A 23418-nucleotide genomic window follows, 5' to 3' on the forward strand; every position below is an offset into this window, starting at 1 on the left:
GACTTTTCATGGACAAGAACGGCCAGCCGTATCTGCGGGCCCTCAGCGAGGACGCACCCCGACCGCTGAGGTCCGTGCTGAGCCATTTGCCGCTGTATTTCGCGGGCATGCTGGTGATCTGGACCCCGGGAATCCTGAACCGGTTCTCTGGCGCGCAGTCCGTGTCCGCCCCCTGGCTGCGATCCGTGACTCCGGAGATCGTCTTCGTGACGTGGACCGTTCTCCTGGTGTACACCGGATTCCTGATCCTGTCGGCCGTCCGGCCGGCTTCCTCCACCGCTGCCGTCGCGAGCCTGCCCAGACGCATATCACGCACCATTCCGCCCACCATCCAGACGTGCCTCGTCATGGGGCTCATCCAGGCGGGACAGGTGGTCATCGCATCCGTCCATCGGTCACACACGCCTCCGGCGGAGGAACTGACGTCGACGGTCTTGTTCTATGGGCTCGAAGCCGCGGTCGGAGTCGCAACGTTCTGCACGTTGTTGGCGACGATCGCGCTCGGGATGTCCCGTGTGCATCGGTGGTGGCTGTACGTTGTGGGGGCGTGGGCCGTTTACGTCGTCGTCGACAGAATCCAGAGGTACGCGACTTTCGTTCCCTTGCCGTGGATTCGTGGGACGGTTTTCCGCTCGGGCCTCGAGTTCGAGCGGCCGGAGGCCACCAATGTATTCGTCAATGGGTTTCCGGGCAATTACTTTCCGTCCGGAGAAAAAGCCGCCGGACAGAACCCTCCGTACGCGAACATTGACGTTCACAATATCTGGATCAATATCGGAATCCTCACAGCGTGTGTGGTCCTGCTTCTGGTGGTTGCGCCGACCTCCCTCTCCCGGCATCGCGGGGCATCGGCGGGATCCAGGGGATCCTCCCGGGCGAACGGACCGCGTCCGACCAGGCCGTCCGCCTCCGATGATGACCGGGAGGACGGCAGCCTGATCCCTTGGGACCGAGACGAGACCACCCCCTCCTCCCGTAGACTTGGCCCGTGACCTACTCGCTCCTGAACATCCCCGGTTTGCCAACGTGGGCGGATACGACGCTCGTCGTCATCGATATGTTGATTCGCGTCGTCGCCATTTGCTGGATTCCGTACAACCGGAAGCCGTCCGTGGCTCTGGGATGGCTCATGGCGATTTTCCTGATTCCGTATGTGGGAATCGTGGCTTTCTTGGTCATTGGTTCGACGTATTTGCCGCGCGGTCGTCGCGAGCGCCAGACGCACATGAACGAAATCATCCGGGAACAGATCGGTGATCAACCGATCCTGGGCGACGCGACCGGATTGCGGGAACCGGATATCGCGGCCGCCAAGCTGAACTACAAGCTCGGGTCGCTGCCCATGGCCGGCGGCAACCACCTGAAGTTCATTCGCGACAACCACGAGGCCATGAACCTCATGGCGGAGGAGGTCGACAAGGCCAAGGAGTACGTGCACTTCGAGTTCTACATCGTCGCGTACGACGCCACGAGCGCGCCCTTGCTGGATTCCCTGTTCCGCGCGCACCGACGGGGCGTCAAGGTCCACATCATGGTGGACCAGCTGGGGTCTGCCGGCTACCCGGGATACAGCCGGCTGGTCAAGATGTTGAACGATTCGGGGATCTCATGGCGGCGTTCCCTGCCCATCCGCCCCTGGCGCGGCGAATACCAGCGGCCCGACCTCCGAAACCACCGCAAGATTCTGGTGATCGACGGCGACGTCGCCTTCTCCGGTTCCCAGAACATCATCGACCGGTCCTACAACAAGCGCGCCAACCTCAGGAAGAACCTGGCGTGGAAAGACCTCATGCTCCGGGTCGAGGGGCCAATGGTCGACGAACTCAACGCCCTGTTCATCTCCGATTGGTATTCGGAGACCGGCGACCTCCTACTGGACGAGGTGGACCAGGACCTGCCCGCCGTCGATTCGGGGGTGCGCGCACAGGTGGTCCCCTCCGGGCCGGGGTTCGAGACGGAGAACAACCTTCGCCTGATCAACCACCTGATTTACAACGCCGAGCGACGGATCATCATTTGCAGCCCGTACTTCGTCCCGGACGATTCGCTGAAGATGGCCCTCACCACGGCCGCCCAGGCCGGAGTCGAGATCCACGTGATCGTGTGCGAGAAGGGCGACCAGTTCTTCCCGCACTTCGGGCAACGGTCCTATTACGAGGCCCTGTTGGAGAACGGGATCAACCTTCACCTCTACCCCGCGCCGACGGTCCTGCATTCGAAGTTCATGCTGATCGACGACGACGTCTCCTTCATCGGTTCTTCCAACATGGACCAGAGGTCCTTCGCCCTGAACCTCGAGGTGTCACTGTTGATCCTGGACAAGGAGATCACCGGCCAGCTCGAGGAGATCGCCGATGAATATCTCGAGACCAGTTTCGCCATCAACTACGACGAGTGGCGCCAGCGCCCCTTGCGCCTGAAGGCGCTCGAGAACGTCTGTCGCCTGACCTCGGGGCTGCTCTGACCCGGAGACCCCGTGGGCTTCGGCCGTGCGAGACGTTCAGTCGAGCTGGTTGTGCCTCCAGGCGCTGGCCGCGGCCTCAAGCTCTTCGGCGGTCGTGATGAGTCGACGCGCCGCCTTGGTCAGGTGGTTGCCCCGTGCGGTGGAGCCCGGAGTCGAGACGAATTCCCCGGCCCGCTGGTGGGCCTCCGCGCCAACAGCTTCGACGGCGACGTCGGCCCGGTCGGCCGCGACGGCCTGGCCCAGGGCGACGACGCGGCAGAACGCGGCGAAACGCTCGAGGGCGACGTCGAACTCTCCGGTGTAAGCACCGGTCAGAATGGCATCGATGGTACGGCACACCTCATCGGCCGCCGGCGGGTCGGCGACCCCGGCCACCACGCGAGACACCTGAGCGTTCTCTTGGCCCAAGTGGTAGTGATGGCTGATGGCCTCCGGGTTCTGGCGGACGGCGTCGCGCAGCGCGTAGATCCGCCAGAGGGCTCCGGGAAGGGAGACGCCGGGCGCTTCGGCCCACATCTCGGCGATGGCCTCGAGCCCGTAGTGGTCGGTGAATTCGACGAGCCGCGCGGTCACGGCCGGGTCGCTGTTGGCCCGCCCCTGGGTCAACAACGCCCACGCGGAGGAATGCGCCGCCTGGGAGACAACCTCAGGGTTCATGCCCCCGTCGATGTGTTCGAACATCCCCGGGGAAAACTTGACGGGACTGTGATGCCGTGACGGCTGGCTCGATGCTGGCATGCGCCCAGTCTAGGCTCAGGCCCCCGGCCCGGACCGTGCCATGTCTCACGGGTTCGCGGAGCGGAAACCCCCGGCTACCCCTTCCGCCGGTCGCGCCGCGCTCGTTGGCCCTGAGAGGACCGTTGCATCGTCTTCGAGTGGTTCGAAGCATACCGATGGGTGTTGTAGACTGGGTGAGCTTGAGTCGAGCGCGTGTTGACCGCGCCGGGCTCGGGTGGGCGCCTTTAGCTCAGTTGGTAGAGCATCGGACTTTTAATCCGTGGGTCGTGGGTTCGAGCCCCACAGGGCGCACCGTTTCGTGGGATCCCGTTCCGGCTTCGGCCGGGGCGGGTTTTTGCGTATCGTCCGCCGGATGGTGATGTGAGCTCTCGTCACGGGCCAAGCAGAATACAGCTGTCGCGCTAACGCCAGGGGACCGCAGGATGCCTGAAAGTGAGTTCTCCGCGTCCAACCACGACCCCATGGTGAGCAGAAACCAGACCCAATGAATAGCACCCAGGCCGCTGACCCGACCCCTTACAGGACACGAACTAGTCAAAAGAAGGTTCAGGCGTATGAAATGTCGGCGCTCTGTCTGTCCCAAGCACGTCCTCTGCGCCCATAAGTGACGGGTTCACCGTACTTGTAACTCGGCGCTATTTTCATCAGTAGCGCACGATCGGCCCGCGAGGAGGTGGGCCGGGTCAATTATGAGAGCAGGCATCATACGTCGATAAGTACCTGCAGGGCGTACCCGTAGATCCGGACGAGTCGCTCCACCCGCGCCTTGTCTTCACACGGTGGCTCCAGCACCCACAGCTTCATCAGAAGCCCGGCGATCTGGGCAGTCACAAGCTCGGCTCTAAGCTCGGGATCAGGCCCCTCGAGCCGCTGGCTCAAAGGCTGAGAGACATGCCTGTTGGCTGATTGTTCGAAATATGTTCGCACCTCAGCTCGATCGATCGCCCCCACGAGTGCACGGAAAACTCGCTGCTGCTCCTCACCGGAACGAAGGACGAGGCGCTCAAGGATCCTTTCGCCGAGCCCTTCGAGGGGCCCATCGGTAATGCCCCGTAGCCCCTCGTCGACCGAGACCGTCTCGAGAAACAGTCCTTCCTTCGAACCGAAGTGTCGGATCACTATCGAAGGATCGACTGCCGCTGCTGTGGCGATGTCGCGAATGGACGCCGCGGAGAAGCCGCGCTCTATGAAGATCCGTGTCGCAGCCTCTCGTATCGCGTTCTGCGCACGAGTCGACGACGGTCTTCCCCTGCGGCGAGGGCGGGACTGGTGCTCCATACCTGCATCATAGCAACCGGCCCATTTATGCCAATGGTGTTTACATTAATCGATTGCAAGCGAATAATCGGCATACAAGGCGTCATCGACGCAATGAGAGATCGCGAAGGAGAACTGATGCCCACCGGGATGAATGAGAAGAACGCAAAAACTCCTGTGCGGGCCGGCGTCATCGGCCTGGGAATGATCGGCGGCGGAGTCGCGGCGAATCTGGCCGCCAGCACTGTACCCGTGTCTGTCTACGACGTGCGCGCCGACGCCATCGAGGGTTTGGATGGGGTGGACACGATTGCCTCATCTCCGGCTGAGGTCGCGCGAGACAGCGACGTGATCATCGTGGCAGTGGTCAACGCGCAGCAGGCCCGTGACGTGCTGACTGGCGAAGAAGGCATCTTGACGGGCTCGTCCGAAGGAACGATCGTCGTCCTGGTTTCGACGGTGTCGGTCCCGGTTGTCGAAGACCTCGCGGCCGAGTGCGCTGATCATGGGGTCGGGTTCCTGGATGCCGGTGTCACGCAGGCAGGCGAAGGAAAATTAGTGGTTATGCTCGGTGGCGACGAGGACATAGTCGATCGGGCCCGTCCGGCGCTGGAGCCGTTCGCCCGCGAACTCGTCTACTGCGGCAAGCAAGGTACCGGCATGGTGACAAAACTGGCGCGGAATATGATCACCTATGGCAACTGGGCCGTAGTGCGCGAGGCAGTCTCCCTCGCGAAGGCCGGTGGAGTGGACCCCTCTACCATCCTGGGCGTCGTCGATGCCGCCGCGGCCAGCGGGTCGAGTCCGACATCTTTGCTACGCCGACAGATCGAGGCGCAATCCATTCCTGCAGAACAGGTTGTCTATGCCGACGCGCTGGCGCAGAAGGACTTGGGTGCGGCGCAGGACTTCGCCGGCCAAGCAGGCGTGCAGACCCCGATCGCCGACGTCGTTCGCCCGAAGATGGCAGAAGTCTACGGTGGAGTATTCGACGATGAGCTGCCCACGGATCCGTGGGAACGCGGAGTCGAGATGATGCAGCGGGTGTACGGACAACACGCCCCACAGGTCCCACGTGGCACAGGAGCACCGGCGGCGGACGACACCGTCGAGAATCTCTTCGCACGAGTCTGGGCACGCGGACACCTCACAACCCGCGACAGGCGACTGCTGGTTCTCGGCGCGACCACGATGCTCGGCCGACAGGACCTGCTTGAGACACAGCTACGTGGTGCCATCGACAACGGAGAGCTGACTGTGCCACAGCTGCGCGAGATGGAGTACTTCCTCAACTACTACACGGGCGTGCAAAACGGCGCCGGTTTGCTCACCGTCATCGAAAAACTCATCGCTGAGACCGCCGAAAAGAAGCACAGCTGAGGGCCGCGACCATGCGTGTGACAAAAGACATGATCGATCCACAGCTACGTCTGCCGGGCAGAATCGCTTCGCTTCTTAACGGCGGCAATCGAACCGAAGAGCAGATTCGTGCCAAGGACCCTTTCCTGCTGAAACTGTTCGCAGCAATCAAGCCACGAGGCGTCGACGTCCAACCGCGAGCCATTGCCCGTGACGACGGAACGCTGTTGCACTTCCTTGTCTGCACCCGCAAAGGCTCCACCGCGACCAACCGGCCGGGGATCCTCTTCATCCACGGCGGCGGATATTCCGGAGGCAGCGCTCGTGGCGAGCTCTTCGGAGTCAAAGCCCTGCTCGATGATGTCGATGCCGTGATCGTCACTCCTGACTATCGCCTCAGCGTTCAGGCTCCATATCCTGCGGCCCTCGATGACAGCTATCTCACATTGACTTGGCTGCAGGGGCACACAGGAGACCTGGGAGTGCGCAGTGACCAACTCATTGTGACGGGAGGCAGCGCGGGCGGCGGACTGACTGCCGCAACTACGCTGGCGGCTCGAGACCGCGGCGAGGTGGCAATCGCGTTCCAGATGGCGCTGTGTCCGATGATCGACGACCGCGAAACCGCGTCCTCGGCCGACAACAATGCACCGGTCTATGACGGTGTGACGAATCGAGCCAATTGGCGGACCTACCTGGGCGACCTCTACGACACTGACAATGTTCCTTCCACCGCAGCGCCGGCACGCGAGATTGACTACGCGGGACTGCCGCCGACGATCACCATGGTCGGTGGAGTTGACCCTTTCCGCGACGAAACTGTCTCCTATGCCCACAACTTGGCCGAGGCCGGAGTACCAGTGGCCTTCAGAGAATTCCCCGGCGCCTGGCACGGCTTCGAAGGAATCGCCGCTTGGACCCGTATCGCCAAACAGGCAACCGCATGGCGCAGCGCCAGATTCAGAGAATACATCGATACCTATTTCGCTCCTCAGAGCTGACTCCATCGCCATCGAACAGAAGACGGGAAAAACTGACATGAGCCACAAGAAACCCAGTTGGCAGCACAAAGCCCTCGTAGCGGTTTTCAGACTGATGAGAATCAATAAGGGCACTGCAGCCGACAAGCGTGAGTCAGTGCGCCGCCGTGATAAGAAATGGACTTTTCCTCACCCGCCGAAGAAGGTCGTCGAAACCTGCCAGGTGAACCGTACCTCAGTTGAGGGAGTGCCGGTCTGGACGCTGTCACCGCTGTCAGGGGAACCACATGGTGCAGTAGTGGCTGTCCATGGAGGCGGATACACAACAGAGCTGCTCGCACCTCACTGGTCGTTCTATGCCTCACTCGCGCGCGAGGGCGGGACAGAGGTCGTGATCCCGATCTACCCCCTTGCTCCTGGAGGAACCGCCGAAGCGGTCGTGCCGACCGTGGCGGACATCATCACCGAACAAGTCGACCGGTGGGAGCAACCGAACGTCGCGCTCGTCGGCGACTCAGCCGGTGCCGGCCTTGCCATGGCTGCGGTTCAGGAAATCGTCAGACGAGACGCGACCGTGCCTTCTCGCATGGTGCTGATCAGCCCGTGGTTGGACGTGACGATCAGTGATCCGCGCAGCGCATCGATCGTCGATCCGTTCGGCAGTGCCGAGGGGCTACGCGAGTCCGGTCGTATGTGGTCAGGCGATCTCGACCCGAACGATTCACGAGTCAGCCCCATCAACGGGCCTATTCGTGGACTGCCGCCGACATGGGTCTACGCAGGTTCGGCGGACGTCTTGTTTCCCGACTCTCTGAGACTGCGTGAGCGCGCGGCAGCTGAGCATGAACGGTTCTCATTCGACCTTCGGGAGGGTCTCGTCCACGGTTGGGCCGGCTTCACCTTCCTTCCAGAGGCACGAGAAGTCGCTCCCGCCATCATGGATCAACTCACGGATCCGGACGTCGAGCTGCCGTCTGCACTCTGACCCGCTACCTGTCTGACTCACAAGGCGTCTGCCCCCTCCCCCAAAAGGAGAACAACATAATGAACGGACTCGAAGACAAGACGTTCATCATCGCTGGAGGAGCAACCGGAATCGGCGCAGCAACAGCGGTCAAGCTCGGGCTCGAGGGCGCCAATGTCGTCATCGGCGATGTCAACATCGATGGCGCCAGGAAGACAGCAGCAGAACTGCCCGGCACCGGTGAAGCAGCGGCGGTAGAGTTCGACCTCGCCGACAACGACTCGGTGCAGAATCTGATCGATCACGCGATCGAGCGATTCGGGCCAGTGTCAGGACTCTACAACGTAGGAGCCGACCTCTCTCCACAGAATATGGGCACCGACACCGATATCCTCACCGTCGATCTGGAGGTATGGCGACGGACCCTTGATGTGAATCTTCTCGGATATGTGCGCACGACCAGAGCCGTGCTGCCGCACTTCCTCGAATCCGGAGGAGGAGCGATCGTCAACACATCCTCGGGGGCCGCTTTTGCCGGAGAAGACACTCGCGCCGCTTACGGCGCGTCCAAGGCAGCAGTGAACTCCCTGACTCGACACGTTGCCCGCACCTGGGGACACCAGGGTGTGCGGTGCAATGCAGTCACGCCGGGCATGGTCATGGGTGAGAGCCAGAAACAGCAGAACGACGTCGAGCTCCAAGCCACGCTCATGCGTATGGTGTCGCTTGGCCGTTTGGGAGAACCGTCCGACTTGGCCAACACTGTCGCCTTCCTACTCTCGACGGAGAGCGACTGGGTCTCCGGTCAGGTCTGGAACATCGACGGAGGCATGACCTTCCGAGACTGATCTTTCGCCAAATGAGGCCGCTGGGGTTCGAGCATCTTCAGCCCGCGTCGGGCATCGGTTCGTGCCCAAGTGTGGGAACTTGCCGTAGCTCAGATATCGGACCACGGTAGTGATGCTCAATCGCCGATTAATCATCGATATCGATGCCACCCTCGTCACTGCTTACAGTGAGAAGAGCAGGGGCACCGATGCACAAGGCGGGATTCGCGTCCGTCCATTGCTGGCGTTCGTCAACCACGGGGTCCGGCTATGGTGAGCTCACCGCCGGGCTACTGCGGCAGTCAAGCTGGATCGAGTACGGCCGCCGACCACATCGAGCTGGTCAAGAGTTTTTCGCTGGCCTGCGCGGCGGCAAGCCTCGTTCTGGTAAGTCCGTGCTCGTCCACACGGATACCGCTGGCGGCACTCATAACTTCTTGAACTTCCTCGTCGAGAGACGCCTGTCGTACGCGGTCGGGTTGCTGCTGTCGACGGCAATGCCTGTCCTCTATCCCAGCTCACCGAAACCAGGCGTGTGGGAACCCGGCTCTGACACCGACGGCGGACCTCGTGACGGTGCCGATGTCGCCGAACTAACCGGTGCCCTCCTTTGGACTATTGGCCGACATGGAAGCTGCGCATGCACATCTACACCGTGCCGGCCACGATCGCGAGAACAGCCCGCGGAGCCATGGTGTCTATGAAGAACACCGCCCGCTTCACTCAAGAGATTGTCGCCAGCTGGACCGGCTACGAGCCCTACCAGGACCCGACCCGGGGATTACCATTCTGGTGTCATTGTCCGATCGAGTCGCGGAAACCACTGGGGGTTGGATGCCCGCCGACCGTGGCGAGACACGGTTGCCGAGCCATACTCAAGTGGCAAAACCACAAACGAATGCGCTCCACAGCGCGAGAACCATGGGGCCGAGCCACCCCGCGAAGTATCGAGATTAGAGGATCCACAGTGGTTAAAACCGGATGGGGACTTGGGCGACGGAGTAACTGATTGAGGCGATTGCAGCGATGAAAGTGCAGGCCGTGAGCGCATGACTACGTGCTACGGGATCTTTCCCATGCCCGTGTTCGATTTCAATGATTTTCCTGCTTTGGCGATGGCTGTGCATTGCGTGAGCTCCTTGGACCCGGGCTGACGAGTAGTGGCGCTAGGCGCTCATAGCGATCGTCTCCTTACAGGTGTGCTGGAATCGTGGAATGCCGGCAGAGATGACGTCGCCCGCGGACGGTGCCAGCGGAGTGAGCGAGTATCCAAGGCGTAGCGGCTTTGATCCGTGGGTCGTGGGTTCGAGCCCCACAGGGCGCACCGTTTCACGTTGTCCCGGCCCGGCTTCGGCCTGGGCGGGACAACTTTTTTGGGGCCCGCTCGACGCCGCCCTCGTCCAAGGGACTGAGCGCTTCGGCCCCTCAGGAGATCACGCTGGAATCCCCACGACGGCGTCGTTGCGGTGGGACTTCGTGCTCGTCCCGGTGCAAGGGATCAACCTGCCCCTGCCTCGCACCGGCTCCAGAAGACGCAATCCGTCCCGGCGCGAGACCCACCAGAACAGGCCGAGCGTCGTCAGAACCACCGGCGGCAGGCTGAACAACAGCTCGAGAGGGCTGGTGTCCCCCTGTTGCATCGAGCTGGGGCTGAACGGCGCCAGGAGGAACAACGTCCCGTTGTTGGCGGCGTGAACCAGGATCGACAGCTCTACTCCACCGGTCTTCCACACGAGCAGTCCCGTGCACACGGCGAAGACGGCAATATCGATCTGACCGACCCAGGAGTACCCGTGGCCGACCATGAACAACGGAACGGGCAGCAGAATCCCCCAGACGGGCAAACGCAGCCATGTGCCCAGCACCTGCTGGGGCAGGGCTCGGAAAACATATTCCTCGGCCGCACACTGCAACGGCGTCAGCGCCACGATCACCACGTACACCAGCAACAGTGACAGGCCCCCGCGGGGAACGGAGAGATCGGGCGGGGGCAGGAGGAAGAACCCGCCCACATTCGCCACCCCGAAAACAGGGACCACGACCAGTGCGGCCCGGCCCATCAGTGACCAGCGGAAGCGGCCGACGACGCTGTGCAGGGTTCCGGTCGTCTCCCCTCGGCGTCCCCCGGCCCATCGAAAGGCCAAGGCGACAGCCGGTACCCCAATCGCCAGCATCCCCAGAGTCGCGAACATGTCCACCGGATTGCGGGGGTCTTCCATGTCAGCGGTCGGTTCGGGTATCCCGGGCACCATGCCGAAGAGAACCGTCACCACCAGAGCGACCGCAAAGAATGCGCCGATGAGGCCGGCCGCCAGAAGCAGGACGAGCAACGGTCGCCACCACTTGCGGGTTCGGGGCGTCAGCCGTGCCATCCGGTGATATGGCAACGGCTCGGGCGGATTGTCAGCGTGCGTGGAACGGGTCGAGGAAGCAATCATGATTCCATCCTCGAATCCCGGGGGCACCTCACACATCGAACGAAAGTATCGATTGCCCGCTGTCTCAGAACGTCCCGATCTCATGCTTTCGGCTGATGCCGTGGACCATGCGCTTTTCTACAATAAGTGGTGATGACAGAACCCCATGCCCCGAGCATCCCCCTGCGCACGGGCTCCCCGGACTCGCCTGCAGACGCACCGGACTCGGATGGGTATACCGGCACATCCGACTGGACGGCGCCGACCCGCGCCACGGACCACGAAGCCATCGACGAGCAAGCTCCCCGCCGGCGCCCGGCGCTCCGAGCACTCCGCGAGATTGCACGCATGGCTTTCTGCTCCGTGATCTGCCTGGCCGTCGGCGCCTTGATATTCGTGCTGTTCTTCGGCATGACCCTGGAGCAGCACGACAATCAGATCCCGGATCGAGCCGGCCTCGTTCTGGCACTGGACCTCGGTCTCGGCGCGCTCACCAACGCCGCCTCGGGTCCGTTGCGCCGAACCGGACTCTGGAACCTGGTGCTGGTCCTACCGTCTGCGATCAGTGGGTCCTCGGTTCCGGCGGCTGCCGTCGGGCTCTACCGCGTCGGGACCCGGCGCGACTGGCGCACCGATGCCTGCGGCGTCGTGCTCTGCACGAGTGCTGCGCTGGTCTACGGATTCGTCTACCACTGGGCCGACCCCAGCGAGCCGCCGACGCCGTGGGTCGACCTGGCGGCGGGCGCCATCGTCGCGACCGTGTCTCTCCTGATCGGACGGGTCAGGGGAACCCGCATGGCCCTCATCGAGTCCTTGCGCCGTCAGACCGTCAGCGTCCAGCGGGAACGCGCTGCGATCGAACGGAGCCACGAGGCGCTCGCACGCGAACACCGTGCACTGGTCGCGCAGGCGAAGGCCGAGCAGCGTTCCTCGATCGCCCGCGACATGCACGACAGCCTCTCCCACCACCTGTCCTTGATCGCGTTGCATGCCGGTGCGCTCGGCTACCGGGAGGACATGTCGCCGTCCCGGATGCGTGAGACGTCGGCGCTGATCCGGGACGCGGCGCGGTCCGCCAACGCCGAACTCCGCAATGTGCTGTCGGCGTTGAGGGAGGACGCCGCTCCCCTGCCCACCGCGGCGGACCTCGTCGCACAGGTGGCCGAGTCCCGGGCCGAAGGTCACGACATCTCGTTGACGTGGGAAGACGTGACACCCGCGGATCTTGACGCTGCGAGCTCGACGCTCGCGGTCGCCGTCGTACGAATATTCCGCGAGGTCCAGACCAACGCCCGCAAACACGCGCCCGGCCAGCCACTGGACCTGCGGGTCACCCGACGGACCTCGTCCGCCGGCGCGGATGAGCTCACGCTGACCGCATGCAATCCCATCAATTCCCCGGCGCACCGGCCTGAAGAAGAGGCACTGGGTACTGGCATGGGCCTGACCGGATTGCGCGAACGCGTACATCTTCTCGGAGGGACCTGCACCATCGGCCCGCGCTCGTGCGCCCCGGACGAGCATTCGGTTGCGGCGGCCGAAGCTCAGGCCTTCACCGTCGACGTGCATTTGCCCTGGCCCTCGAACGGAGGAAACCCCCGGTGACCCATGACCGCGCTGCGGATCCGTCACGGATCCGCGTCCTGGTGGCCGACGACGAGAAGCTCATGAGAGCCGGTCTGCGATTGATGATCGACGGCACGAACGGCGTGTCCGTGGTCGGCGAAGCCGCCGACGGTGCACAAGCGATCGACCAGGTCGAACGGCTGGACCCCGACGTCGTGCTCATGGACATCCGCATGCCGGGAACGGACGGAATCGAGGCGACGCGTCGTCTGAGGCAGGCAGACGTTCGTGCACACGTCGTCGTGCTGACAGCTTTCGAAACCGACACCTTCTTGCTGGATGCGCTGCGCGCCGGGGCCGTGTCCTTCCTCCTCAAGGACTCGCCGCCCGAACAGGTGGTCCAAGCCGTCCACGACGCCGCCCAAGGGGAGTCGCGCTTCTCCCCGACCGTGTTGCAACGCCTGGTCCGGCTGGCTGCGGAGGAAACGCCGGACCGTCCCGTACAGGAGCTCCCGGGCGGGCCACCCGGTCCCGCCGCAGCTGACTACTCGGCCTATGCCCCTGACGGGCTCACCACCCGTGAGTGGGAAGTGGCCCGACTCGTGGCCCAGGGACTGACCAACTCGGACATCGGGGACGCCTTGTTCCTGTCCCTGCCGACCGTGAAGACTCACGTGGCCCACTTGTTCGAGAAACTCCGGGTGACCAACCGAGTGCAGCTGGCTCTCAAGGTGTTGGAGATCGACGGCGCGAGCTGACACCCCGGACCCGGCGTGACGAAGGTTCAGGCGACGGCGAACCGGGTCAGTGCGGCGTCGGGCCGAACCTCGGGCAGAGCGGATCTGAACATGCGGTAGTAGACCAGTTCTTCCTTGCTGCGGATCTCGGGGGCACCGGGTGCCACGGTTTCCGCGGAGAACTCGGCGTCGTCGATGTCATGACCGACCCGGTCAAGGAACCCCTGGGCCCCACTGCCGGTCCCGAATTGTTCCTTGCGCCGAAAGAGCAGATGCTCCGGGAGCCACCCCCGAAATGCCCTCCGCAGGTGAACCTTTTCCATTCCGTCGCTCTCGAGCCCCTTGAGACGGGCGGGCAGGGACATGGCGTGCGAGATGACGTCGCGGTCGAGGAAGGGCACGCGGGCTTCCAGCCCATGGGCCATCGTGACCCGGTCGCACCTCTGAAGATTGAGCCCGTGCAGTCCCTCGATGGTGCGCCTCAACTCCTCGTCGAGTTCCACGGGCGAAGCGAACTGTTCATGGTAGTACCCGTACCCCGCGAACAGTTCGTCCGCACCCTCGCCCGTGAGAACGGCTTTGACGTGGTGGGACGTCATCTTCGAGAGGAACCAGTTGGGCACCGCGCTGCGAACCAGGCTCGCGTCGAAGGATTCGATGGACCCGACGACGTCGGGCAGGGCCTCCCGAGCGGCGTCTTCGTCCAAAAGTTCCTCGTGGTGGTCCGTCCCCAGGTATTCCGCGGTCTCCCGTGCCGCGAGCAGGTCGGGTGACGTCCGCGTTCCCACCGCAAAGGTTTTCAGCGTTCTGCCCTGACGAGCGCAGTGGTCGGCCGCGATCGCGGCAACCAGACCGGAATCGAGTCCGCCGGAGAGGAAGACCCCGACCTCGACGTCGGCCATGAGGTGCCTCCGCACCGAGTCCGCGACGGCGTCGAAGGTGGCCTGCTCGAGGGCTTCGTCCGAACCGTGCTGGCCGTCCCTCGACGTCCCGAGCTGGTCTTCGACCCGGTCGGGAATCGCCTCGGCAAAACGATGCAGCCCCTCGTGCGGAGTCCACCAGAACCCTGGAGGGAAGACCTCGACCAGTGGCTGCACCTCTGGGTCGAAGGCTTTGAGCTCGGAAGCGAAGACGGTGCCGTGCTCGGTGCGCGCCCAGTAGAGGGGCTTGATGCCGACGGCGTCCCTCGCCGCCACGAACTCCCCGTCCTCGGTCGCCGCGCAGAGGGCGAACATGCCGCGCAGGCTCTCCAGCGCGGCCGGCCCACCGGTTCGCAGGACCGCGAGCGCGGCCGCGGAGTCTGAACGCGAGTCGAAGGCCTCCGGCATCTCTTCGCGGAGGCCTTGGTGATTGTAGATTTCCCCGTTGCACACGAGGACCCAGTCGGAGGGACCGCGCGTTCCGCCCAGGGGCTGGTGTCCGCTGTCGACGTCGACGATCGAGAGCCGACGGTGGCCCAACCACGCCATGTCTCCGACGTGTCGGAGCCCGACGTCGTCCGGCCCTCGGTGAGCGATCATGTCGAGGGCGCGCTCCCCCATTGTGCCGTTGTCTGCCGTTGATTCCTTTGCGTCATGGAAGACGCCCACTATGCCGCACATGGTTTCGACCGTAGGACCTCGTTGCCATAACGAACAACGCTGGTTGCTGTATACGCACGCGTGGTGCGAGGATGTGCCCATGGTCGGCGACAATCTCTCCAGCGTGCATCGGGCACTCACTATCCTTCGGATACTCGGCGAAGGCCCCCTCGGAGTCCAGGAGGTGGCAACCGAGATGGGCAAGGAAAAGAGCCAGGTGTCCAGGACGCTGAAGGTTCTGGCGGAAGAAGGGTTCATCGAGCGCGACCCCCGGACACTGCGGTACGGCATCGGGTGGCAGGTCCTGGCCCTGGCAACGTCGGCCGGGGACGAGAGGCTGCACCGCGAGGCGCCCCGGGTGCTCAGGTCGTTGGCGCGCGGCGTCGGCGAGCCCGCCTACCTCACGGTATTGTCCGGCCGCGGCGCCATGACCCTGCTGACCGAGAGAACCTCGCGCGGCATCCAGGCCCACGAGTGGGTCGGGCGAACCTCTCCCCTGCCATGCACCTCCGCCGGGCGGGCGCTCATGGTCGACATGGATGAAGCGGACCTGCGCTCGATCCTTGGCGACGACGCCGACCCGCTCCCCGGAACCCGGTCGGCGCCGCAGGACATACCGGCCCTGGTCAGACGCCTGCGACGCGAGCGTGCCCGAGGCTTCGCGGTGGCCCGCGAAGAATCCGAGCCCGGGCTGGTCGCGATTGCGGCACCCGTCCGGAACCACCGCGGAGAGGTGGCCGCCGCCATCAACGTCTCGGCACCTGCTTTTCGCATGCCCCGAGCGACCATCGAGACTTCGGCCCCGTTGGTGGTCGCTGCGGCCGACGAGCTCTCGGCGGCCATCGGTTCGTCGACTGAGGCCTCGGCCGGCAGCTGAGTGCGGCGGGCTGATTCCGAGCACGGCTCCGTCGGTTACGGCTCCATGATGAGTTTGATCGTCGTTCCGGGGCCGTGCGATGCCATGCGAGTGATGGCCTCCGCCCCCTCGGCCAAGTCCATCCGGTCGGTGACCATGAGTTCCGCAATATCCGGCCGCTCGGCCAGGAGCTCCGCGGCCACGTCGAAATCTTCTCGGGTGTACATGGCCGTACCCACGAAAGCGATCTCCTGGACCTGGAGCTCACCAACGGGGACAGGGACTTCCGTATTGAACACGGCAACCTGGACCACCGTTCCGCCCGGGGCGCACCGACGGACCGCTTCGGCGACCAACGGAGCATGCCCGGCCGCCACGAAAACGGTATCGAAGAGCTCCCCGCGGTCCGAGACGGCGTCGGGCTGAAGCACGTCTGAGGCCCCCATGGCCTTGAGCATGTCGGAATTCTGCCCTCGCGGTTCACTGACCGTCACTCGGCCGGGAGAAACGTGCTGGAGAACGGCCGTGACCAGCGCGCCGATGGTTCCCCCGCCCATCACCAAGTGACTGGGCTGCCTCCCGTGCTCAGGCGTGGCTCGGACCTGACGCACGGCGTGGGCCGCGACCGCCAGGGGCTCCACGAGGGCCAGCGCGTAATCCGGAATTCGGCCGGAAACGGGCAACACGGTGTACGCCGGCACTCGGACGTATTCCGCGAAGGACCCGTCCCATTCGGCTATTCCGAGCATCTGCTTTTTGGGGCACAAGTTGTGTCGGCCTGTCGTGCAGTACTCGCAGGTTCGGCAGAAACGCTGGGGCTCGACGACGACGCGCTGTCCGACCACAGTATCGTCAACCTGCTCGCCGACTTCCGTGACGACTCCGCCCACCTCGTGCCCTGAGATGAGCGGAGGGAACCTGAACGGGTGCGTCCCGCGGAGCGCGGAAAGATCGGAACCGCACGAACCGGTCGACAGCACCTGGACCACCACGTCCTCGGGTCCCGGGCTGGGATAGGGGATGTCGACCACGGACGCTGTTCCCTCGAGATCGAATTCAATAGCGCGCATTTCTTCTCCTCATCATTTCTTCAAGCGGTCGGGGCGAAGGACCGGACTGGACCCAAGCGGGGCACGATGCTTCATTCCCCCACAGCCCCATTGAGAGCCGGATCTTCGTATTCGTGCGCGGGGTCGATCCCGCGCTTCATTTGCCAGCGGTAGAACAGGGCCGTCACGACGGGGGTGAGAAGTGCCGTGATGACCACGGATCCGGCGACCTGCACAGTTGCCGTCTCGACGATGGAGTTCATGGAGGGGTCGGCCGCGGCCACGACCGCCGGTGTTGCCACGGCGGCTCCGGCCGTGGAGGACTCGGCGACTCCCGAAATCAGATTGCGGCGTGGTCTGGGGCGCCGGGACAGCACCTGCACCAACCAGAGCAACAGAACGGCGAAGCCACCGGAGAGAAGCAGGGTGAAGAATCCGAGCAGAATTCCGGAGGGACCCGCAGACGCAATGTCCCGAAAATTGATGCCCGCGCCCAGGGGGAATGCGAAGAAGGGGATCAAGAGCTTTTCCCCACTCTTCAGGAACGTCCGGATGTCCGGGTCGAGGTTCCCGAGCACGAACCCCAGAAACACTGGAGCCAGTACGGCCACGAAGGACAACAGCGGGATATTGGCCATCCCCGCTGCTCCGAGGACGAGCAGTGTGAGAAATGGGCCGTCATTCAGGCAGATGACGGCAACGGCCCCTCGATCCGTCTTGTTCCCGAATTCCTGAGTCAGGGCCGCATAGAGGCCCGTATTCGAATTGCTCATGGCAGCGACGATCGCGAGCGGAGTCAGCGTCCATAGCGTGCCATCCGGCATGAAGACGCCGGCAACGATCCCGACCAGGATTGCAGCCAAGAGCTTGCCGATGAGAATCGCGAACCCCTTCTCCGCGACCGGCGCGGCCGCGCGGACGGGCAACTGCGCCCCCATGCACACCAGGAAGACGCCGATGACCGCCATCGCACCGTCCTTGAACAACGCCTCGGTGAACCCACCGATGTCCAGCGCGCCGGGGGCCAAGGTATTCAGCAGCGCTCCCAGGAGCAGGGGCACGATCATCAGCCCACCCGGTATCTTCTCGACTCTCGCGAGGATTTTCATAGCTCTCCTTTGAGTACCGACGGGCCGCACCGAATCACACGACACTGCGTTGATGATGATTCGTTCTGTTAGATGTCCGACAAGTATTCACATTTTCTAACATGTGGTCAAGGGCCGAAGCTGCCGATTTCACCTGCAGTTTCGCCTGGTTTACCGCCCGACGGCTCCGCAAAAGTGACACGACCCGCACGTCGGAGCGGGCAAATGTTAATTCTTGTGATAGCGTGGCACATGGTCGTCGGAACGTCGCCAAGGCACGAACGATCACGACGTCGTGGCGCACAGTCGACCAGCGAGCGCACAGTTCACATGCCCACGGGAGGTACACACATGAAGCTTCGCCTGGGAGTCATCGCGGACGATTTCACCGGCGCCACCGACATCGCCGGATTCTTGGTGTCTGCCGGGTTGCGTACCGTCCAGCTCAACCAGCCGTCCGCCGAAGAGGTCCTGAGGACCGCCGAAATCTCGGAAGCCGAAGCCATCGTCGTCGGCCTGAAGACACGTTCTGCGCCGTCCCGCCAGGCCGTGGACGCGAGTCTCGAAGCCGCCCGAGCGCTGCGCACTGCGGGCGCGAAACGGTTCGTGTTCAAGTATTGCTCGACCTTCGACAGCACGGCACAGGGGAACATCGGACCCGTCACGGACGCACTTCTCGATGATCTCGGCCTCGACTTCACTGTGGTGGTCCCCGCTCTGCCGGTCAACGGCCGAACGGTCTACCGTGGGCACCTCTTCGTGGGCGACGATCCGCTCGATGAATCCGGGATGCGTCATCATCCGGTAACACCCATGACGGATTCGAATCTCGTGAGGCTCATGAGCGCGCAGAGCAGAGGACACGCAATCGCTGTCCCGTACGACGTCGTCCGCCAAGGAGCAGAAGCCGTCCGGTCGTCTCTCGACGACGCACGCTCCGGCGGGGCCCGATATGCAGTCCTGGACACGCTCGAGGAGAGCCATCTCCAGACCATCGGCGAGGCCTGCAAGGACATGGTTTTGGTCACCGGCGGTTCAGGCGTCGGTGGCGCCGTAGGTCGTGTGCTCGCCTCCGACATGGACCGTTCCGCGGCGCGGCCGGCACCCACGGATTCTTGGATCGGTACCGCCGGCCCTGGCATCGTGCTTTCGGGCTCCGCGTCGGAGATGACCAACCGCCAGGTCGCCAGGTACCGAGAGCTTGCCCCTGCCCTGCCCCTGGACGTCGGCAGAATCATTGCGGACGGGCCCGCTTATCTCGAGGAAGTGCTCGCCTGGGTCGGAGGCAACGGCCCGAGCGTGACTCGGCTCGATCCCCTGGTGTACGCCACCGCAGGGGCCGAACGCGTGAGAAGCCTCCAGCGGGAGCACGGCGCCGAGAGGACGTCGGAGGCCATCGAAGAGTTCTTCGCGCAGATCGCCCACGGGGTGCTCGAGAACGGATACACGCGGTTCGTCGTCGCCGGAGGCGAGACCTCGGGAGCCGTGACGCAAGCATTGGGCGTCAGCGCATTCCGCGTCGGGCCCCAAATCGCCCCAGGGGTCCCCTGGACGAAGAGCACCGACGGACGGCTCGACCTGGCCCTCAAATCCGGGAACTTCGGCGACGAGGATTTTTTCTCGTCGGCGCAGAACACCATGCGGGAAGGACGCAACTTCCATGATCCCCGATGAAAGACGACGCCGCCTGCTCCACATCGTTGAGGAACGAGGATCGGTGAGCGTGGCAGACCTGACCGAGCATTTGGGCGTCTCCCACATGACCGTTCGTCGAGACATCAGGCTTCTGGAGGAATCCGGACGTCTGAGATCCGTCGCCGGCGGCGTCTCTCTGCCGTCTCGCCTGGAGCTGGATGCGCCCCACCACGCGAAGATCGGCATGCGACCGGACGAGAAGGACGCCATCGCCAGGGCCGCCGTTCGACTCGTCGCCCCCGCAGACCTGGTTTATCTCGACGCGGGAACCACTACCTTGGCGATCGCCCACCACCTGGCGCGCGAGGCGGCGCAGTCCGCGGATCGTTCCTTTGCGCCGTCCGTGGTCACCAACGATTTGGCCGTTGCTGGAGCCATTGCCGAGCACTCAAGCCTGCGTGTCCAACTTTTGGGCGGACAGGTCGACAACGCCAATCTGGCCACCCACGGAGCAACCACGGCCGAGGAGCTCAGGAGACTCAATATCGACTTGGCATTCGTGTCCACGTCGTCCTTCGACCTCCGAGGCATATCAGTACCCACCGAAGAAAAACTCGTGGTCAAAAGGGCCATCAGCGAAAGTTCCCGTCGACTCTATCTGACGACCGACAGCCGCAAATACGGCAAGGTCGCTGCCTTCAAGGCCATCCCCTTCGAGTCGTTCGACGGAATCATCACCGACTCGGATTTTCCGGAATCGGCCAGGGACCATGCGCGTCAACTGGGTGTGGAGGTCGATTGCCAGTCTGCGGCCGCCCCGTGACCCGCGTGCGCTGGCGACCGGTATCCTCCGCCTTCTCGACCATCGACTGAAAAGGACCTCACCTGTGGGAACGAACGACATCAAGGAAGAGATTGCGTCGCTCGGAGCAAGCCTGTTCCACCGAGGGTTCAGCGTGGGCAGCGCGGGGAACATCAGCGCGCGTGCGGACGGCGGATTCCTCATGACCCCCACGAACTCGTCATTGGGGCGCCTCTCGCCCTCGAGCCTGGCTGTCTTGGACTCTTCGTGGCGGCATACGGAAGGGCCTCGCCCGTCCAAGGAAGTTGTCATGCATCGAGCGATGTACGATGCTCGCCCCTCTGCACGCGCCGTGGTCCATTTGCACTCGACGTACGTGACCGCGCTGAGCTGCCTGGAGTCACCGGACGATACCATTCCCCCTCTCACCCCGTATTTCGTCATGCGGATAGGACAGGACGTTCCGACGGTTCCGTACTATCGCCCCGGCTCGTCGGAGATCTATGACGAGCTCCTGGACGCGGCCCGTACCGGACCCGCGGTCATCCTGAGGAACCACGGTTCCATGGTCGCCGGCGAATCGCTCGAGGAGGCCGTCAACGCGGCTGAGGAGCTGGAGGTTTCCGCCCAATTGGCGTATCTGCTGCTCGACAAGCCCAAACGGCCCCTGACCGAGCAGCAGGTACGCGAGCTCACGGGACGATAGCGGCGGCAGTTCTTGGGCACCAGCTCCTTGGCCCCTCCCTGATCCCCCGCAGTAGCCTGGAGGGGAGCCACGGAAGGAGACTGAGATGCGACGAACTCTGGTAGTGGGAGCCTCATTGGCGTTGGCCGCGGGCCTCGCCGGGTGCGGAGACGACGACACCGATCACAAGTCCTCGTCCTCGTCCAGCGCCAGCACCAGCGCCTCGGGCGCGTCCTCGGAGGATCTTTCGACGAAGAAGTTCCCCGTCACCTGGAATGACGCCCTGAAGACCGCCCAGGACAAGTTCGACGGCGACGTCAGCAAGATCGAACTGGAAAAGGGCGCCTCGGGCAAGTACGAGTACAAGATCGAGTTGCTCTCCGATCAGCAGAAGTACGCGATCCAGGTTGATGCGGATTCCGGGGACACCGTGAACGAGAAGACAGAGGACCTGGACAAGGACGAAGTGCAGTCCGAGCGGAAGTCCGACCGGATCGACATGTCCTCCGTGATCTCGCTCGACGAAGCGATGAAGAAGGCCAAGCAGGTCCAGGACGGCCCGATCAACAAGTGGAAGATCGAGGGCAAGGACCGCGGGCCCCAGTACGAATTCGATATCGACTCAACCAGCGGTTCCGAGGATCACGAAGTCCAGATCGATGCACACAGCGGCGACCACATCGAGGACAGCTAGCCCGAATCCCTCGTGACGGCGGGCCCGGGCGGACCGGGCCCGGTCCGCACGGCTCCCGTCGCTGGGTGCGGGAATTCATAGGGCACCGGCCCGACCAAACGTGCTACTTTACTCATTGGTTCACAAGCTATCGAACAGGAGGTGAGGCGCAATGGACAGTGAAAGTTCTGGCTATCCGTTACCCCACGCCCCCTCCGGCATCGCAACCAAGGACTGATCGGGTCCATCTGCTGGGGCGGGCACCATCATTGACAGCACCGCCTGGATGCACAGCATCCGTGCGTGCTCTTCCACGCCCAAGGATCCAGCATGAATACCCCTCAGACCACAGAAGTCGCAGACACCGTCGCGGACATCCAGCCCTACGTCCAGGCCAAAGACTTCGCGGCGATCGTCGACGCCATCTCACCACTCACGTCCGAGCAGGTCGCAGCCCTCCTGGAACGTCTCCCCGTCAATCACCTGGCCATCGTGTACCGGTTGTTGCCGAAGGAGAAGGCCCTGGAGGTCTTCGAACGCCTTTCGCCCAGAATGCAGGGCGATCTCATCGATGGGCTTCAGGATTCGGAAGTCACCGCACTCTTCGCCGATCTCGATCCCGACGATCGCGTGTGGCTTCTCGACGAACTCCCCGCGGCCCTCGCACCCCGGCTCCTTCACGGCCTGTCGGCCAAAGACCGGGAGCTGACCTCCGGAGTCCTGGGGTACCCCAAGGGCTCGGTCGGTCGACGCATGAGCCCGGAATACGTCTCCACCAGAATCGACCACACGGTCTCCGAAGCCCTCGACCGGGTCCAGCGACACATTGCCGATGCGGAGACCATCTACACCCTTCCGGTTCTGGACGGAAGCCGCCGCGTCGTCGGCGTCGTCAGCCTCCGCGACCTCATGGGTTCGGAGCCGGGCCAGACGATCTCCGAGCTCATGCAACCGGCCAAGACGACGTCGGCCTACCAATCCGCGGAGGAAGCCGCCCGCAGAAGCACCAATCTCGGTCTCCTGGCGTTGCCCATCGTCGACAAGGAAGGTCGCTTGGTCGGCATCCTGACCTTCGACGACGCCGTCCGAATCCTCGAGCACGAAGAGACCGAGGACTCCGCACGCCAGGGCGGCGTCGAGCCGTTGAGGCGCCCCTACCTCGCGACGCCCATCCGAACGCTCGTGAAGTCCCGTATCGTCTGGCTGTTCGTCCTGGCCATCGGAGCAACCCTGACGGTCCAGGTGCAGTCCCACTTCGAGCCGACGATCGAACAGGTGACGGCCCTCGCCCTCTTCGTCCCCCTCCTCATCGGAACGGGCGGCAACACCGGCAACCAGGCAGCCACGACCGTGACCCGGGCCATGGCTCTGGGCGACATCCAGCCACGCGACCTCCTCAAGGTGCTCCTCCGAGAGCTCGGCGTCGGTTCCTCCCTGGGTGCGGCCCTGGGAATCATCGGCGGCACGATCACGGCCCTGGTGTTCGAGCCGCGGATCGGTCTCGTCATCGGGCTGACGCTGCTGGCGGTCTGTTCCTTGGCCGCCACCGTGGGAGGCATCATGCCGATGGTCGCTCGTGCCCTGCGCGTCGACCCGGCGGTCTTCTCCAACCCGTTCATCAGCACGTTCGTGGATGCCACGGGCCTGATCGTCTACTTCCTGATCGCCCGGGCCGTGCTCCAGATCTAAGGCGAAGCCGGACGACGGGCTGCCGCGGCTCCCAGGAAGGTGGCCTTTGTCC

At 63.8% G+C, this 23418-nt stretch carries 20 protein-coding genes and 1 tRNA gene; 15 read left to right on the forward strand and 6 right to left on the reverse strand.

Annotated elements, in window-relative coordinates; translation table 11 throughout:
• Nucleotides 1-8: 8 nt before the first annotated feature.
• Entirely contained in the window at nt 9-992 is a 984-nt protein-coding gene (locus tag EWU68_RS05720; RefSeq protein WP_129315160.1) for a hypothetical protein, read from the forward strand.
• A 65-nt stretch (nt 993-1057) separates the two neighbouring features.
• On the forward strand, nt 1058-2464 hold the full coding sequence (gene cls, locus EWU68_RS05725) for a cardiolipin synthase (protein ID WP_129315207.1): 1407 nt from the start codon (nt 1058-1060) through the stop codon (nt 2462-2464).
• A 36-nt stretch (nt 2465-2500) separates the two neighbouring features.
• Here cls and EWU68_RS05730 read toward each other — a convergent pair whose 3' ends face one another.
• Entirely contained in the window at nt 2501-3202 is a 702-nt protein-coding gene (locus EWU68_RS05730) for a hypothetical protein (protein WP_129315161.1), read from the reverse strand.
• 218 nt (nt 3203-3420) lie between these two features.
• Between EWU68_RS05730 and EWU68_RS05735 the strand changes: the two genes are divergently transcribed.
• Nucleotides 3421-3493: transfer RNA gene (locus EWU68_RS05735), tRNA-Lys, on the forward strand.
• Between the two features lie 411 nt (nt 3494-3904).
• On the opposite strand, the gene EWU68_RS05740 is transcribed toward EWU68_RS05735, so the two are convergent.
• Nucleotides 3905-4480 (reverse strand): TetR/AcrR family transcriptional regulator, encoded by a 576-nt coding sequence (locus EWU68_RS05740; RefSeq protein WP_129315162.1) that lies wholly within the window; start codon nt 4478-4480, stop codon nt 3905-3907.
• Between the two features lie 27 nt (nt 4481-4507).
• Between EWU68_RS05740 and EWU68_RS05745 the strand changes: the two genes are divergently transcribed.
• Genes EWU68_RS05745 through EWU68_RS05760 form a run of 4 tightly spaced genes read left to right on the forward strand, consistent with a single transcriptional unit; the run spans nt 4508 to nt 8610 of the window.
• Nucleotides 4508-5839, forward strand: coding sequence for an NAD(P)-binding domain-containing protein (locus EWU68_RS05745; RefSeq protein WP_129315163.1), 1332 nt, complete (start codon nt 4508-4510; stop codon nt 5837-5839).
• 29 nt (nt 5840-5868) lie between these two features.
• Nucleotides 5869-6819, forward strand: a complete 951-nt coding sequence (locus EWU68_RS05750) for an alpha/beta hydrolase (RefSeq protein WP_129315164.1) — start codon at nt 5869-5871, stop codon at nt 6817-6819.
• Between the two features lie 37 nt (nt 6820-6856).
• Nucleotides 6857-7783 carry an alpha/beta hydrolase gene (locus EWU68_RS05755; protein WP_129315165.1) on the forward strand — a complete coding sequence of 309 codons (927 nt, stop codon included), beginning with the start codon at nt 6857-6859 and terminating at the stop codon, nt 7781-7783.
• A 59-nt stretch (nt 7784-7842) separates the two neighbouring features.
• On the forward strand, nt 7843-8610 hold the full coding sequence (locus EWU68_RS05760; protein WP_129315166.1) for an SDR family NAD(P)-dependent oxidoreductase: 768 nt from the start codon (nt 7843-7845) through the stop codon (nt 8608-8610).
• Between the two features lie 1412 nt (nt 8611-10022).
• On the opposite strand, the gene EWU68_RS05765 is transcribed toward EWU68_RS05760, so the two are convergent.
• The gene (locus EWU68_RS05765) at nt 10023-11027 is read right to left on the reverse strand and encodes a CPBP family intramembrane glutamic endopeptidase (RefSeq protein WP_162421374.1); all 1005 of its coding nucleotides are present in this window, start codon (nt 11025-11027) and stop codon (nt 10023-10025) included.
• 132 nt (nt 11028-11159) lie between these two features.
• On the opposite strand from EWU68_RS05765, the gene EWU68_RS05770 reads away from it, so the two are divergent.
• Nucleotides 11160-12611: a sensor histidine kinase gene (locus EWU68_RS05770; protein ID WP_129315168.1), complete on the forward strand. Its 1452-nt coding sequence runs from the start codon at nt 11160-11162 to the stop codon at nt 12609-12611.
• Entirely contained in the window at nt 12608-13330 is a 723-nt protein-coding gene (locus tag EWU68_RS05775; RefSeq protein ID WP_162421372.1) for a response regulator, read from the forward strand. The genes EWU68_RS05770 and EWU68_RS05775 overlap by 4 nt, the downstream gene beginning before the upstream one ends.
• A 26-nt stretch (nt 13331-13356) precedes the next feature.
• Here the strand turns inward: EWU68_RS05775 and asnB are convergent, their stop codons facing one another.
• Nucleotides 13357-14991: an asparagine synthase (glutamine-hydrolyzing) gene (asnB, locus tag EWU68_RS05780; RefSeq protein ID WP_338049675.1), complete on the reverse strand. Its 1635-nt coding sequence runs from the start codon at nt 14989-14991 to the stop codon at nt 13357-13359.
• Between asnB and EWU68_RS05785 the strand changes: the two genes are divergently transcribed.
• A complete protein-coding gene (locus tag EWU68_RS05785) occupies nt 14990-15766 on the forward strand; it encodes an IclR family transcriptional regulator (protein ID WP_129315170.1) in 777 nt (258 codons plus the stop codon). The two genes, asnB and EWU68_RS05785, sit on opposite strands and share 2 nt — an antisense overlap.
• Nucleotides 15767-15801: 35 nt before the next feature.
• Here EWU68_RS05785 and EWU68_RS05790 read toward each other — a convergent pair whose 3' ends face one another.
• Together EWU68_RS05790 and EWU68_RS05795 are read right to left on the reverse strand one after the other, a co-directional pair.
• Nucleotides 15802-16815: a zinc-dependent alcohol dehydrogenase gene (locus tag EWU68_RS05790; protein ID WP_129315171.1), complete on the reverse strand. Its 1014-nt coding sequence runs from the start codon at nt 16813-16815 to the stop codon at nt 15802-15804.
• Nucleotides 16816-16886: 71 nt separating this feature from the next.
• Complete coding sequence (locus EWU68_RS05795) at nt 16887-17903, reverse strand: 2-keto-3-deoxygluconate permease (RefSeq protein ID WP_129315172.1); 1017 nt, start codon at nt 17901-17903, stop codon at nt 16887-16889.
• Between the two features lie 330 nt (nt 17904-18233).
• On the opposite strand from EWU68_RS05795, the gene otnK reads away from it, so the two are divergent.
• The 5 genes from otnK (at nt 18234) to mgtE (ending at nt 23366) form a co-directional block, all read left to right on the forward strand.
• The gene (gene otnK / locus EWU68_RS05800) at nt 18234-19556 is read left to right on the forward strand and encodes a 3-oxo-tetronate kinase (protein ID WP_129315173.1); all 1323 of its coding nucleotides are present in this window, start codon (nt 18234-18236) and stop codon (nt 19554-19556) included.
• The gene (locus EWU68_RS05805; protein ID WP_129315174.1) at nt 19543-20340 is read left to right on the forward strand and encodes a DeoR/GlpR family DNA-binding transcription regulator; all 798 of its coding nucleotides are present in this window, start codon (nt 19543-19545) and stop codon (nt 20338-20340) included. Before otnK ends, EWU68_RS05805 begins: the two co-directional genes overlap by 14 nt.
• Before the next feature lie 64 nt (nt 20341-20404).
• Nucleotides 20405-21025, forward strand: a complete 621-nt coding sequence (gene otnC / locus EWU68_RS05810; RefSeq protein ID WP_129315175.1) for a 3-oxo-tetronate 4-phosphate decarboxylase — start codon at nt 20405-20407, stop codon at nt 21023-21025.
• Nucleotides 21026-21110: 85 nt separating this feature from the next.
• Complete coding sequence (locus tag EWU68_RS05815; RefSeq protein ID WP_129315176.1) at nt 21111-21698, forward strand: PepSY domain-containing protein; 588 nt, start codon at nt 21111-21113, stop codon at nt 21696-21698.
• 309 nt (nt 21699-22007) lie between these two features.
• The gene (gene mgtE, locus EWU68_RS05820) at nt 22008-23366 is read left to right on the forward strand and encodes a magnesium transporter (RefSeq protein WP_129315177.1); all 1359 of its coding nucleotides are present in this window, start codon (nt 22008-22010) and stop codon (nt 23364-23366) included.
• Nucleotides 23367-23418: the final 52 nt, after the last annotated feature.

The organism is Rothia koreensis (genome assembly GCF_004136575.1).
Lineage (GTDB): Bacteria > Actinomycetota > Actinomycetes > Actinomycetales > Micrococcaceae > Rothia > Rothia koreensis.

Excerpts from the sequence above, each read along its gene's own strand:
- EWU68_RS05720 (WP_129315160.1), top strand. The coding sequence starts at position 9 with ATGGACAAGAACGGCCAGCCGTATCTGCGGGCCCTCAGCGAGGACGCA.
- cls (WP_129315207.1), top strand. The coding sequence starts at position 1,058 with ATGTTGATTCGCGTCGTCGCCATTTGCTGGATTCCGTACAACCGGAAG.
- EWU68_RS05730 (WP_129315161.1), bottom strand. The coding sequence starts at position 3,202 with ATGCCAGCATCGAGCCAGCCGTCACGGCATCACAGTCCCGTCAAGTTT.
- EWU68_RS05740 (WP_129315162.1), bottom strand. The coding sequence starts at position 4,480 with ATGGAGCACCAGTCCCGCCCTCGCCGCAGGGGAAGACCGTCGTCGACT.
- EWU68_RS05745 (WP_129315163.1), top strand. The coding sequence starts at position 4,508 with ATGCCAATGGTGTTTACATTAATCGATTGCAAGCGAATAATCGGCATA.
- EWU68_RS05750 (WP_129315164.1), top strand. The coding sequence starts at position 5,869 with ATGATCGATCCACAGCTACGTCTGCCGGGCAGAATCGCTTCGCTTCTT.
- EWU68_RS05755 (WP_129315165.1), top strand. The coding sequence starts at position 6,857 with ATGAGCCACAAGAAACCCAGTTGGCAGCACAAAGCCCTCGTAGCGGTT.
- EWU68_RS05760 (WP_129315166.1), top strand. The coding sequence starts at position 7,843 with ATGAACGGACTCGAAGACAAGACGTTCATCATCGCTGGAGGAGCAACC.
- EWU68_RS05765 (WP_162421374.1), bottom strand. The coding sequence starts at position 11,027 with ATGATTGCTTCCTCGACCCGTTCCACGCACGCTGACAATCCGCCCGAG.
- EWU68_RS05770 (WP_129315168.1), top strand. The coding sequence starts at position 11,160 with ATGACAGAACCCCATGCCCCGAGCATCCCCCTGCGCACGGGCTCCCCG.
- EWU68_RS05785 (WP_129315170.1), top strand. The coding sequence starts at position 14,990 with ATGGTCGGCGACAATCTCTCCAGCGTGCATCGGGCACTCACTATCCTT.
- asnB (WP_338049675.1), bottom strand. The coding sequence starts at position 14,991 with ATGGGCACATCCTCGCACCACGCGTGCGTATACAGCAACCAGCGTTGT.
- EWU68_RS05790 (WP_129315171.1), bottom strand. The coding sequence starts at position 16,815 with ATGCGCGCTATTGAATTCGATCTCGAGGGAACAGCGTCCGTGGTCGAC.
- EWU68_RS05795 (WP_129315172.1), bottom strand. The coding sequence starts at position 17,903 with ATGAAAATCCTCGCGAGAGTCGAGAAGATACCGGGTGGGCTGATGATC.
- otnK (WP_129315173.1), top strand. The coding sequence starts at position 18,234 with ATGAAGCTTCGCCTGGGAGTCATCGCGGACGATTTCACCGGCGCCACC.
- EWU68_RS05805 (WP_129315174.1), top strand. The coding sequence starts at position 19,543 with ATGATCCCCGATGAAAGACGACGCCGCCTGCTCCACATCGTTGAGGAA.
- EWU68_RS05815 (WP_129315176.1), top strand. The coding sequence starts at position 21,111 with ATGCGACGAACTCTGGTAGTGGGAGCCTCATTGGCGTTGGCCGCGGGC.
- mgtE (WP_129315177.1), top strand. The coding sequence starts at position 22,008 with ATGAATACCCCTCAGACCACAGAAGTCGCAGACACCGTCGCGGACATC.